Genomic DNA, 13,147 nt, shown 5'->3' on the forward strand with positions numbered 1-13,147 from the left:
AAAAAGGCCACATAATTGCGGCCTTAAACTGATAGCTTCTTCCGACCCTTTAAACGACGGCGCTTTATTACATTTCGCCCCGTTGGCGTACTCATCCGACTCAAAAAACCGTGAACACGTTTATGACGCCGATTTTTCGGTTGATATGTTCGTTTCAATTCAACGACACCTCCTTTATATAAACGAAAAAACTTCGCACTCAATCTTACTGTACTTTAGAGATTATACTCTAATGAATTTTATTCTGTCAAGCAAAGGACTTTGACACTGTGTGGATAACTTGTAATTTTAAAAAGTTATCCACTGTGAATAATTTTTCGAAACTGATTATATTCCTGTTGATAACCCACAGGAAAATTGTTATTATAATTTTACAATACCTGACGACAACAACAAATCGTGTTTATACCTATTCACAACACGTAATTTGTTTAAGTTATCCACAAATGTGTATAAGTTTGTGTATAACTTTTTTATTGTCATTATTTTTTCATTTTTAGACAAGGGAGGTCCGTCATGTCACCAAAGTCGAACTCACTCCAATTATTGTGGCAGGAAACGCTAGAAAAACTAAAAAATGAACTTTCTAAGCCGAGCTTTGAAACTTGGTTGAGTTCTACACGACTACTGAATATTGATGGAGATACGCTTGTCATTAGTGTCCCCAATGAATTTGCAAAAGATTGGTTGGAAAGTCGTTATGCACCTATGATTCGTTCCTCTGTTCAATCCGTATTAGGGCATTCTGTTAGTCTGCGCTTTATTTTATCAACATCAGAGAATACTTATATGGACGATGTGGCCTTAGATGAAACTATTCCAACTACAGTCACTAAACCATCAGAACCAATTATCAATTCCTTAAATATGAAATATACTTTTGACACGTTTGTAATTGGAAACAGTAATCGTTTTGCCCATGCTGCTTCATTAGCTGTCGCTGAATCACCGGCTAAATCCTATAATCCTCTCTTTATTTACGGAGGCGTAGGATTAGGTAAAACCCACCTTATGCATGCTATTGGGCATCATGTTCTGCAAAGGTCCCCTAATACTAAAGTAATCTATGTTTCCAGCGAGAAATTTACAAATGAGTTGATAGATTCAATCAGAGATGAAAATCCAGAAGAATTTCGAAATCATTATAGAAACGTCGATATTCTTTTAATTGATGATATTCAATTTTTAGCAGGTAAAGAACGAACTCAAGAAGAGTTTTTCCATACATTTAACGCTCTCCATGAAGCAAATAAACAAATTATTATTTCGTCTGACCGTCCTCCCAAAGAAATTCCAACGCTAGAAGATCGGCTCCGATCCCGCTTTGAATGGGGTTTAATAACAGACATTCAAGCACCTGATTTAGAAACGAGAATTGCAATTCTTCGTAAAAAAGCAAAAATGGAAAATTTGCAGGTTCCAAACGAAGTCATGGTTTATATTGCCGATAAAATCCGTTCGAACATACGTGAACTTGAGGGAGCACTTATTCGAGTAATGGCCTTTGCCTCTCTTAGTTCTATTCCCATAACAGCGGACGTAGCTGTAGAAGCATTAAAAGACATTATACCTGCGAATAATACCAAGGAAATAACCATTGATATTATACAAGAATCTGTTGCCCGTTTCTTTAACTTATCTCCCAATGATTTTAAAGCAAAAAAGAGAACACGTGCCGTAGCATTTCCCAGACAAATCGCAATGTATCTATCTCGCCAACTTACTGACTTTTCTTTGCCTAAAATAGGAGACGAATTTGGCGGAAGAGATCATACCACTGTAATGCATGCTCACGAAAAAATATCTCAAGCCTTAATCAATGACCCAGTTTTAGAGAAAAAAATCAATGAAATAATTCAGCGAATCCAATCAGATTAAAAATTAACAAACGCCTGTTAATAACTTGTTGATAAAAATCTAATAACGTATTGCATGTGGACACGTGGATAATCTAATCCGTTTGTCCACAACTTTTTCAACATAGATTTTGTGAGTTGATTTGGGTATTCCATGAACTTATTCACATGTTGACAAGCTATACTACTACAACTACTAACTAATATCTTATTAATGATAAACTTCATTTAGTACTTAATTAGCCTATCAAGAGGGAAATATTTATAGGGGGATTCGATTTATATGAAAATCTTCTGCTCTAAAGATGCACTGCTATCTGGAGTAAATGCTGTTCAACGGGCTGTATCACATAAAAATCCATTGCCGGTTCTTCAAGGAATTTTAATTCAGACCGAAAATCAGTCTTTACAATTTGCAGCTACTGATCTTGAAATGGGGATTCGTTGTGATGTTCCTGCCCAAGTAGATGAGCCAGGAACAACAATTGTTCCTGCTAAGCTTTTTGCTGAGGTTGTTCGTAAACTGCCTGATACAACAATTTCATTGGAAGAACGAGGTCGATCTATAAAAATTTGTTACTATCAATCAGAACTGGTATTGAACGGTTATGATCCAGAAGAATTCCCTTTACTTCCTGATTTAATTGAACCTCTATCATTTTCAATACCAACTATGGTTTTTAAAAATATGATTCGCCAAACCATCTTCTCTTGTGCAACAGAAGAGAGCCGACCGGTTTTTAACGGTATTCTTTTGCAAATTGATGGTTCAATGATTCGTTTAGTAGCTACCGATACCCATCGTTTGGCTTACATGATTTCAGAGATTGCCAATCCGGAAGAAGTCCGCTTTAGCGGCATTGTTCCCTCAAAAACTTTGTCTGAAATATACCGATTGTTAAAAGATGAAGATGAAGTAATAACGATTAGTTACAGTAATAATCAAGTAGTCTTTCAATTTGGTTCTATATATCTTGTCTCAAGGTTGATTGAAGGACAATTTCCAAATTATAAGCAAGTTATTCCTCAAACCTGTGAAACGAAAGTAAATTTGTCTGTTAGGGAATTTTTAGATGCTGTAGAAAGAGCATCCTTATTATCTCGTGATAAGAGCGGAGCTAATATCATTAGGATAAATGTAGAAGGAAATGAACTGAGAATTGATCAAACCTCAGAGCTTGGAAAAATATCAGAACAAATTGGCATAGAAATGGAAGGCAACGATGTCAGGATTGCTTTTAATGCTAAATTCTTAATTGATGCCTTAAAAGTAATAGACAGCGAACATGTCCTATTTGAATTATCCGGACCATTTAGCCCAGGAGTAATGCGTCCTCTGGATAATCCAAATTATATTTATCTAGTTCTGCCGGTAAGAACATCATAAAACCATGATGTTCTCGAAAATTCATCTCCAAAATTTCCGTAATTATGAAAACGAAATGATTCAATTTTTTCCTGGAACAAATATCTTGATTGGAGATAATGGTCAAGGTAAAACAAACATTATTGAAGGTATTTATTATCTTTTAACTGGAAAATCTTATAGAGTTCACAGGGAGCAAGAATTATTACGTTGGAATCAAAGTGAGTTTCATCTTTATGGAGAATTTTTAATAAATCAACATAAAGTTTCTTTGGAAAGTCATTATAAAGATAAGAAAAAAATGGTCAAGATTAACCAAGTATCTTGTCAGCGTTTATCTGATTTTGTAGGTACAATTAATGTCATTTTCTTTTCTCCCGATGATCTCGTCATGATTAAAGGTGGACCGGCAGAAAGAAGACGATTTTTAGACTTACATATTGCTCAAATGCGTCCAGGACATGTGGCTATTCTTAACGCTTATAACAAGGCTATTCACCAAAAAAACGCTTTGCTTAAGTCATTTTCTGAGAGAAATTATAAATATTCACAAATTCAGATCTGGAATAATCAAATAGTTGAACTGGGAAGAAAAATTATTCTTAATCGATTTGATTTAACCAAACGTTTACAGGATGCAGCTGAACCTATTTATGCAAATTTATCCTCAAACAAAGAGAAGTTACAAATTGTTTATAATTCTTTAGGAAAAAGATCCGTAGAAGAGGCAATCAATGAATTTCCTGAATTAATGAATGATAAATTAGAACAAGAAATTGAACGTCAAATGATTTTAATTGGTCCTCATCGCGACGACCTGCAAATTCTCTTAAATAATAGACCGGGAAGGCTTTATGCGTCTCAGGGACAACAACGGTCATTAGTTTTAAGTTTGAAACTTGCTGAATTAGAGCTAATACGCCAAGAAAAAGGGGAATATCCCCTTCTTTTACTTGATGATGTATTGTCTGAATTGGATCGTTTTAGGAGAGACTATTTAACAAGGTTTATTGAGTCTTCAAGTATTCAAACTCTAATTACTATGACAAATGCTGATAAACATCTTGAATTAGGTACACTTTACATTGTTGAACAAGGGCATATAAGGAGGGATAGGTAATTGTATTTACATCTTGGCGGAGATGTTTTAATTAAAAAAGAAGATATAGTTGCAATAATCGATTTAGAAATGACGAAAATTAGCCAAATTAACCGTATATTTTTGAGTAAAATGAAAAATTATCATAAAAATATTTGTTATATTTCTGAACCGGGCAGAGAGAAGACATTAATCATTGCCATTAATGATCTGTATTTTTCTCCAATATCATCCCTTACGTTATTTAAACGATCAGCCTTTAATTTTGTTAAAGAATAATAAGGTTAGTTACTAAAAAGCTAAAAATTGATACATAGTTGATTTTAGTGTACAATAAAAAGGTTGAAGGCATATTTTGGTACGACTTCTTGTCATTATTATCCAGCCTTAAGAATACCTTACCAGCCAAAAAGCGAAGTTCTAATTCAATTGAGTAGAGTTAGAACTTCGCATAAAGTGCAACTATGGCCACCGCCAATGACTAAGTCTTGGCGCTAGCCGAGTTTCTATAGGAGGAAACGGCTTTGCAAGAAAACAAAGAGCAGCTAGCTAAAAATGCAATTGATAATTATAATGCAGGGCAGATCGAAGTGCTTGAAGGTTTAGAGGCTGTACGAAAACGTCCTGGTATGTACATCGGTTCCACAGGGCCTCGAGGTCTTCATCATCTTGTCTACGAGATTGTCGATAATAGTATTGATGAAGCATTGGCGGGTTTTTGTAATAAAATTGATGTTACCATTCATTTAGATAATAGTATTACTGTTTTGGATAATGGACGCGGAATTCCAGTTGATATACATCCGAAAATAGGAAAACCTGCAGTTGAAGTTGCCTTGACGGTGCTTCATGCAGGAGGAAAATTTGGTGGAAGTGAGAGTGCCTACAAAGTATCCGGTGGTCTTCATGGCGTAGGTTTAAGCGTTGTTAATGCTTTATCGGAATGGCTGATTGTTGAAGTTTCAAAAGGAGGGCATATTTATCGTCAGGAATATGCCAAAGGGAAACCAACCACAGAATTAATGAACATTGGAACAACGAAAACTAATGGAACCAAAATAACCTTTTTGCCAGATTCCGAAATATTTGAAATAAAAGTTTATGATTTTGATATTTTGGCTCATCGACTAAGGGAATTATCTTTTTTAAATAAAAATATAACAATTATTTTAAAAGATGAAAGAACAAGTGTAGAAGAAACCTTTGTGCACGCTGGTGGTATTCAAGATTTTGTTCTATATCTTAATAACAGTAAAGATTGTTTACATTCTCAACCAATATATATTGAAACAACAAAAGATAATGTTCAAGTTGAAGTTTGTATTCAATATAACGATAGTTATACTGAAAATTTGTTTTCTTATGCCAATAATATAAATACTCAAGAAGGCGGAACTCATGAAGCGGGTTTTAAATCAGCATTAACCAGAGTAATCAATGATTATGCTCGAAAGAATAACATGTTAAAACCTACAGATTCTAATCTTTCTGGAGATGATATAAGAGAAGGGTTAACTGCAGTAATTTCAGTTAAAGTACCTGATCCCCAGTTTGAAGGGCAGACAAAAACTAAGCTGGGTAATAGTGAAATAAGAGGTATTGTGGATTCAGCAACTGGAGAAGGTCTTAGTATTTTCCTTGAAGAAAATCCAGCAATTGCACGCAAATTTATAGAAAAATCGGTACAAGCAGCCCGAGCCAGGGATGCAGCCCGCAAAGCGAGGGAATTAACTCGCCGTAAAAGTGCTTTGGAAGGAACTTCTCTTCCAGGCAAACTTGCAGATTGCTCTTGGAAAGAACCGGATTTGTGTGAAATGTATATTGTTGAAGGAGATAGTGCAGGCGGCTCAGCAAAACAAGGGCGAGATCGCCGCTTTCAAGCTATATTACCTTTACGTGGAAAAATTCTGAATGTAGAAAAGGCTCGGCTAGATAAAATATTAGGAAATGCTGAAATTCGAGCAATGATAACCGCAATGGGAACGGGAATATCCGATGATTTTGATATTAGTAAAGCAAGATATCATAAATTAATCATCATGACAGATGCTGATGTGGATGGTGCTCATATTAGAACATTATTATTAACTTTCTTTTATCGATATATGAAGCCATTAATTGAAAATAATTTTATTTATATTGCTCAACCTCCTCTTTTTAAGGTTAAAAAGGGAAGAGAAATTCAATACGCTTACAGTGATAATGAACTAACTAAAGTTCTTGAATCAATAGGCAGAGATAAAGTGGAGATTCAACGCTACAAAGGTTTAGGAGAAATGAATCCTGAGCAATTGTGGGAAACTACTATGGACCCTGCCAAACGAACGATCCTAAGAGTGACTATGGAAGACGCTATGAGGACTGAAAGTATGTTCTCAGTTTTAATGGGTGACAAAGTTGAACCGCGTCGTGACTTTATTAATCGCTATGCCAAAGATGTTCGTAATTTAGATGCTTAAAGGAGTGCTCATTCATGGCGGATGAAATTATAGGGGGGAAAGTTCTTCCCGTTGAAATCGCGGATGAAATGCGAAGATCATTTATCGACTATTCGATGAGTGTTATCGTTAGTCGTGCTTTGCCTGACGTTCGAGATGGGCTAAAACCGGTTCATCGCAGAATATTGTATACCCTTCATGAGTTGGGTTTAACTCCTAACAAGCCTTATAGTAAATCGGCACGTCTTGTTGGAGATTGCATGGGTAAATTTCATCCCCATGGAGATTCCTCAATTTATGATGCGGTGGTTCGTTTAGAACAAGATTTTGCTAGTCGATATCCCCTTGTTGATGGGCATGGCAATTTTGGTTCTATCGATGGGGACTCTGCTGCAGCAATGCGTTATACTGAGCTGCGCATGGAAAAAATAACAACGTATATGTTAGAGGATATCGATAAAGATACCATTGATTTCACACCAAATTATGATGAAAAACAAGAAGAACCTACTGTATTGCCATCTAAATTTCCGAATCTGCTGGTAAACGGTTCTTCAGGAATTGCCGTCGGAATGGCAACCAATATTCCACCCCATAATTTGACAGAAGTTATTGATGCGACGGTTGCCTTATTGGATGACCCTAACTTATCAGTTGATAATCTAATGGACTATATCAAAGGTCCGGATTTTCCTACTGGTGCTACAATTATGGGTCATGAAGGTATAAGGTCTGCTTATCTGACTGGGAGAGGCTCAATTAAATTAAGGGCTAAAGCCGAAATTGAGCAAATGGAAAAATCAGGAAAAACTCGTATTATTGTTACGGAAATTCCTTTTTTAGTTAATAAAGCTCGTATGATTGAGAAGATCGCTGATCTTGTTCGTGAAAAGAAAATAGATGGAATTACAGATCTAAGGGACGAATCTGATCGTTCAGGAATGCGGATTGTTATTGAATTAAGGCGTGATGTCAATCCTAAAGTGATATTGAATCAGCTCTATAAGCATACTCAGCTGGAGGACACCTTTGGTGTAAATATGTTGGCATTAGTGGATGGACAGCCAAGAACTTTGAATCTTAAGGATATGATTCATTACTTTATTGAACACCAAAAAGATGTTATTGTTCGAAGAACTCGATTTGAACTTAATAAAGCTGAAGCTGAAGCTCACATTATTGAAGGATTGAGGATTGCCCTTGATCATATTGATGAAGTTATTGAAACAATTCGCTCTTCCCCAGATGAATCAAAGGCAAGAGAGAATTTAACTATACGCTTTGGTTTAAGTGAAAAACAAGCTCAGGCCATTGTTGACATGAGATTAAAACGGTTAACTGGGTTAGAACGAGAGAAATTAGAAAATCAATATCAAGATTTAATGAATACCATCGCCTATCTCAAGGCTGTACTTGCCTCAGAGGCTATGGTCATAGGTATAATAAAGAATAAACTTGAAGAAATAAAGAGCAAGTTTGGAGATTCACGACGAACGCTTATAACTATTGATGTAAGTAAAATGGACGTCGAGGATTTAATTGCTGTCGAAGATGTTGTGGTAACAGTAACTCACTACGGTTATATTAAACGGTTACCGTTAAGTACTTATAAGAGTCAAAATCGTGGAGGCAAAGGTGTTCATGGGATGGCTACTAAAGAAGAAGATTTTGTAGAACATCTCTTCACCACGACGACACATCATTATATTCTTTTCTTTACATCACAAGGGAAAGTTTATCGATTGAAAGCTCATGAAATTCCAGAATCAAGTCGTACTGCTAAAGGTACTGCTGTTATAAATCTATTGAATTTAGGTCAGGATGAAATGATTACCGCAGTAATGGCTATCAAGGAGTATAGTCCGGATTATTTTCTGATAACAGCAACAAAGAATGGTATCATGAAAAAAACGGCATTGCAGGAATATGACTCGGCCAGGAAAGATGGGTTAATTGCTTTGACTTTGGATGAAGGAGATGAACTTATTGGCGTTAAATTAACCCAAGGTTTGGATGATATTCTTTTAGCAACCAAAAAAGGAATAGCTATTCGTTTCCCAGAATCTGAAGTTCGTTATATGGGACGCACTGCCCGTGGAGTTAAAGGCATAAAGTTAGAAGAAAATGATATGGTTGTCGGTATGGATGTTATAGGCGATGAAGGCGAGCTTCTAACCATGAGTGAAAATGGGTTTGCCAAACGTACTGATCTAAAAGAATTCCGTGTTCAAGGACGTGGCGGCAGAGGGGTTATCGGCATGAAATTGAATGCAAAAACCGGCAATTTGGTTGGCATTAAAGTTGTTCATGTCGAAGATGAGCTGATGGTGATCACTAATAATGGGATTATGCTAAGAATTCCTGTATCAAGTATCTCAAACCAAGGACGTTCTGCACAGGGTGTTTTAGCTATGCGTACAGGTGACAGCAATGTTGTTGCCATCGCTAAAGTTGTCATGAAAGATGATGAAGATACTGGGGAAAACGCTGATTCAGAGGCTGAAGACTAAAAATTGACAAAGTTCGCGCTAGGTGTTACCATGTCTGAGATTCATATTCAATCTTGAGGAGGAACTACCAATGACTGAAATAGGCTCACTTAAAGTTAAGACCGGACTTGCAGAAATGCTAAAAGGCGGCGTTATCATGGATGTAACAACCCCTGAGCAGGCAATCATTGCAGAAGAGGCTGGAGCTTGTGCTGTAATGGCTTTAGAACGTGTTCCTTCGGATATACGGGCTGAAGGCGGAGTTGCCCGAATGGCTGATCCATCTATAGTACAGACTATAATGTCGGCAGTCACAATTCCTGTCATGGCTAAAGCACGTATTGGACATTTTGTAGAAGCTCAAATTTTGGAAGCCTTAGGTGTCGATTATATTGATGAATCAGAAGTATTGACACCCGCAGATGATGCCTATCATATCAATAAACATGACTTTAAAGTGCCTTTCGTATGTGGTTGCCGTAATCTAGGAGAAGCTTTGCGCAGAATCGGAGAAGGAGCTGCTATGATTCGTACTAAAGGTGAGCCTGGGACAGGAAATGTTATTGAAGCAGTTAGACATATGCGCACCGTCATGAGCGAAATACGTGCTTTGACGTTAATGCCTAAAGAAGAGTTAATGTCTGCTGCAAAAAATATGGGTGCACCTTATGATTTAGTGTTATATGTTGCCGAACATGGAAAATTACCGGTTGTAAATTTTGCTGCAGGGGGGATCGCAACCCCGGCGGATGCAGCTTTAATGATGCAATTAGGTGTCGATGGTATTTTTGTTGGGTCGGGAATTTTTAAATCCGGCGATCCAAAAGCACGGGCAAAGGCCATTGTTTTGGCTACGACTCACTATAAAGATGCAAAATTGCTTGCAGAAATCTCCAAGGATTTGGGAGAACCTATGTCGGGTATTGAAATATCAACCTTAACCGAATCTCAGCGTATGCAAGAACGGGGCTGGTAAAAAATGAAAAAGCGGGTTGGCGTATTGGCACTGCAGGGTGCTTTTCGCGAGCACCGACAGGTTTTGGAACAATTGGGATGTGATGTTGTCGAAGTTCGAAAAACCTGTGATCTTGACGGAATACAAGGTCTTATCATTCCTGGAGGAGAAAGTACAACAATAGGTAAACTCCTGATAGTTGATGAGATGGGTGAAAAGATTAAAGAACTTGGCGCTAAAGATATGCCGATTTTCGGAACTTGTGCAGGTATGATTCTCTTAAGTAAAACCATTGTTGATAGTGAACAGTATAGTTTAGGTTTAATGGATACGATTGTAGAGAGAAATGCCTTTGGCAGGCAAGTCGAAAGCTTTGAAACCGATCTCCAGGTACCTGCCTTGGGAGTTAACCCTTTGAGAGCAGTGTTTATTAGGGCTCCTTATTTGAGGGAAGTTGCTCCTAATGTGGGTATATTAGCGGAGTATAATGGTAAAATTGTCTTTGCGAGACAAGGAAATTTGTTGGCTAGTGCGTTTCATCCTGAGCTTACCTCTGATCATAGAGTTCATCAATATTTTATCAATATGATTGATGAACATTAATTATTGGACATAAGTTTAACTAAGGCTGCTGCCAGCCAAGTTTCTAAATAGGCATGGGAGGGTGTTTGGTTTGTTGGATCTCAAATTTGTACGTAATAATCCAGAAGTGGTGAAAGAAGCATTACATAAGCGGCATGTTTCAATTAGTCTTGATCGTTTTTTAAGTCAAGAAGCTGAGAGAAGGAAACTACTTTTTGAAGTTGAGACATTAAAAGCTCGTCGCAATACAGTCTCTGAAGAAGTTGGGCGTCTCAAAAAAAGTGGTCAGAATGCTGAGAGTCTTGTCTTAGAGATGAGAGAAGTTGGTCAAAAAATCAAAGACTTAGAAGAAACAACGGCTAATATAGTGCGAGAAATGGAAAAAGTACTCTATGAGATACCAAACATCCCCCATGAATCTGTACCAATAGGTACTGATGAAAATGACAATATAGAGGTTCGTACATGGGGAATTCCTCGTGTCTTTGATTTTGAGCCTAAAGCTCACTTTGAGTTGGGGGAAAAATTGGACATTTTTGATTTCGTCAGAGCTGCTAAAGTGACCGGTGCTCGTTTTACGTTCTATAAAGGCTTAGGAGCGAAGTTAGAACGGTCGTTGATATCTTTTATGCTTGATCGTCATACTTCTAAGGGGTATACCGAAATACTTCCTCCATACTTAGTTAATCGTGGCTCTATGACGGGAACAGGACAATTGCCAAAATTTGAAGATGATGCCTTTAAAGTTGTCGGAACAGATTACTTTCTAATTCCAACGGCAGAAGTACCAGTAACTAATTTATATCGTGACGAAATATTGGATGGGAATCAGTTACCCATGTATCATTGTGCCTATAGCTCATGTTTCCGATCGGAAGCCGGTTCTGCAGGCAGAGATACGAGGGGGCTTATTCGCCAACACCAATTCAATAAAGTTGAACTCGTTAAGTTCTCACTTCCTGAAAACTCCTATGACGAACTGGAAAAGCTGACTAATGACGCTGAGAGTATTCTTCAAGAATTAGAGCTTCCCTATCGTGTTGTGGCTTTGTCAACTGGAGATCTTGGATTTTCTTCAGCAAAAACTTATGATTTAGAAGTTTGGCTCCCTAGCTTTAATACTTATAGAGAGATTTCTTCTTGCAGCAATTTTGAAGATTTTCAGGCACGTAGAGCAAATATTCGTTTTCGCAGAAGTTTAAAGGAAAAGCCGGAATTTGTTCACACTTTAAACGGCAGTGGTTTAGCTATTGGACGCACTGTTGCAGCCATTATGGAAAATTATCAGGATAAAGATGGCAGGGTTCATATTCCAAAAGCATTACAGCCATATATGGGTGTTGAATATATTGGGTAATAAAATTTTACAAAAGATAACAGTAAAAAATTAATAATAACAGTTGAATTATTTATGCAAATATGTTATTCTTTTATTCGGTTGTTTTACTTGGAGGGGTGTCCGAGTGGTTTAAGGAGCCGGTCTTGAAAACCGGTGACTTCGCAAGGAGCCGTGGGTTCGAATCCCACCCCCTCCGCCATGTACAATGCGCTTGTAGTTCAGCTGGATAGAGCGTCAGACTTCGAATCTGAATGTCGGGGGTTCGAATCCCTCCGAGCGCACCATTATTGTTATTTGTGGTTCGATATTCGAAGTTCGTATATCGAACTTTTTTCTCAGGATAGTTATAATTATTTTATATGGCCTCGTAGCTCAGTGGATAGAGCGGGGGTTTCCTAAACCCTGTCTTGCGGAGGTTCGACTCCTCCCGGGGTCACCATTATCGAGGTAGCTATGCTTCATCAAGATTGGATGCGTTTAGCTTTAAAACAAGCACAGATGGCTTTTGAACAGGGTGAAGTACCGATTGGAGCAGTGCTTGTTCATGACGGTCAACTGGTTGCCGAAGCACATAACGAAAAGGAACAAAGAAATGATCCGACGGCACATGCAGAAATTTTAGTTATTCAACGTGCTGCCGAAGTCATGGATACTTGGCGATTAACGGATACTAATCTTTATGTTACTTTAGAACCCTGCCCAATGTGTGCAGGTGCTATTGTTCAATCTCGTATAAAAAAACTGATTTACGGTGCCTCGGATTTAAAAGGTGGCGCCATAGGTTCGGTAATGAATGTCTTAGACTACAAATTATGGAACCACCAAGTTGATATTTTGGCTGGTATTATGGAAGATGAATGTGCTCTTATCTTAAAGAATTTTTTTAAAAAACTACGCTGATTTATATTTAGCTAATATATATTTAATGGAGGAGTATCGAAGTGGTCATAACGAGAGCGACTCGAAATCGTTTGACGGTGTAAGCCGTCCGTGGGTTCGAATCCCACCTCCTCCGCCATTACA

At 37.6% G+C, this 13,147-nt stretch carries 11 protein-coding genes and 4 tRNA genes; 14 read left to right on the forward strand and 1 reads right to left on the reverse strand.

Annotation, left to right across the window (positions count from 1 at the left end; translation table 11 throughout):
* Nucleotides 1-23 precede the first annotated feature (23 nt).
* A complete protein-coding gene (gene rpmH / locus DESOR_RS27665) occupies nucleotides 24-158 on the reverse strand; it encodes a 50S ribosomal protein L34 (protein ID WP_007777819.1) in 135 nt (44 codons plus the stop codon).
* A 358-nt stretch (nucleotides 159-516) separates the two neighbouring features.
* On the opposite strand from rpmH, the gene dnaA reads away from it, so the two are divergent.
* From dnaA to DESOR_RS00070, 14 genes are all read left to right on the forward strand, one after another.
* Nucleotides 517-1,878 (forward strand): chromosomal replication initiator protein DnaA, encoded by a 1,362-nt coding sequence (dnaA, locus tag DESOR_RS00005; RefSeq protein WP_014182596.1) that lies wholly within the window; start codon nucleotides 517-519, stop codon nucleotides 1,876-1,878.
* A 261-nt stretch (nucleotides 1,879-2,139) separates the two neighbouring features.
* Complete coding sequence (gene dnaN, locus DESOR_RS00010; protein WP_014182597.1) at nucleotides 2,140-3,243, forward strand: DNA polymerase III subunit beta; 1,104 nt, start codon at nucleotides 2,140-2,142, stop codon at nucleotides 3,241-3,243.
* A 4-nt stretch (nucleotides 3,244-3,247) separates the two neighbouring features.
* Complete coding sequence (gene recF / locus DESOR_RS00015) at nucleotides 3,248-4,342, forward strand: DNA replication/repair protein RecF (RefSeq protein ID WP_014182598.1); 1,095 nt, start codon at nucleotides 3,248-3,250, stop codon at nucleotides 4,340-4,342.
* Nucleotides 4,343-4,600, forward strand: a complete 258-nt coding sequence (gene remB / locus DESOR_RS00020) for an extracellular matrix regulator RemB (protein ID WP_014182599.1) — start codon at nucleotides 4,343-4,345, stop codon at nucleotides 4,598-4,600. It abuts the gene before it with no gap.
* A 245-nt stretch (nucleotides 4,601-4,845) separates the two neighbouring features.
* Complete coding sequence (gyrB, locus tag DESOR_RS00025) at nucleotides 4,846-6,780, forward strand: DNA topoisomerase (ATP-hydrolyzing) subunit B (protein ID WP_014182600.1); 1,935 nt, start codon at nucleotides 4,846-4,848, stop codon at nucleotides 6,778-6,780.
* Between the two features lie 14 nt (nucleotides 6,781-6,794).
* Complete coding sequence (gene gyrA, locus DESOR_RS00030; RefSeq protein ID WP_014182601.1) at nucleotides 6,795-9,269, forward strand: DNA gyrase subunit A; 2,475 nt, start codon at nucleotides 6,795-6,797, stop codon at nucleotides 9,267-9,269.
* A gap of 70 nt (nucleotides 9,270-9,339) precedes the next feature.
* Nucleotides 9,340-10,224 carry a pyridoxal 5'-phosphate synthase lyase subunit PdxS gene (gene pdxS / locus DESOR_RS00035; RefSeq protein WP_014182602.1) on the forward strand — a complete coding sequence of 295 codons (885 nt, stop codon included), beginning with the start codon at nucleotides 9,340-9,342 and terminating at the stop codon, nucleotides 10,222-10,224.
* Nucleotides 10,225-10,227: 3 nt separating this feature from the next.
* Nucleotides 10,228-10,806 carry a pyridoxal 5'-phosphate synthase glutaminase subunit PdxT gene (pdxT, locus tag DESOR_RS00040; protein ID WP_014182603.1) on the forward strand — a complete coding sequence of 193 codons (579 nt, stop codon included), beginning with the start codon at nucleotides 10,228-10,230 and terminating at the stop codon, nucleotides 10,804-10,806.
* A gap of 70 nt (nucleotides 10,807-10,876) precedes the next feature.
* Nucleotides 10,877-12,142 (forward strand): serine--tRNA ligase, encoded by a 1,266-nt coding sequence (gene serS, locus DESOR_RS00045; protein ID WP_014182604.1) that lies wholly within the window; start codon nucleotides 10,877-10,879, stop codon nucleotides 12,140-12,142.
* A gap of 92 nt (nucleotides 12,143-12,234) precedes the next feature.
* Nucleotides 12,235-12,323 (forward strand) — tRNA-Ser (locus tag DESOR_RS00050).
* 8 nt (nucleotides 12,324-12,331) lie between these two features.
* Nucleotides 12,332-12,408: transfer RNA gene (locus DESOR_RS00055), tRNA-Arg, on the forward strand.
* Nucleotides 12,409-12,485: 77 nt separating this feature from the next.
* Nucleotides 12,486-12,563: transfer RNA gene (locus tag DESOR_RS00060), tRNA-Arg, on the forward strand.
* Nucleotides 12,564-12,577: 14 nt separating this feature from the next.
* Nucleotides 12,578-13,024 (forward strand): tRNA adenosine(34) deaminase TadA, encoded by a 447-nt coding sequence (gene tadA / locus DESOR_RS00065; protein WP_014182605.1) that lies wholly within the window; start codon nucleotides 12,578-12,580, stop codon nucleotides 13,022-13,024.
* Nucleotides 13,025-13,051: 27 nt separating this feature from the next.
* Nucleotides 13,052-13,142, forward strand: a tRNA-Ser gene (locus tag DESOR_RS00070).
* The last annotated feature ends 5 nt before the right edge of the window (nucleotides 13,143-13,147 follow it).

The organism is Desulfosporosinus orientis DSM 765 (assembly GCF_000235605.1).
Classification (GTDB): Bacteria; Bacillota; Desulfitobacteriia; order Desulfitobacteriales; family Desulfitobacteriaceae; genus Desulfosporosinus; species Desulfosporosinus orientis.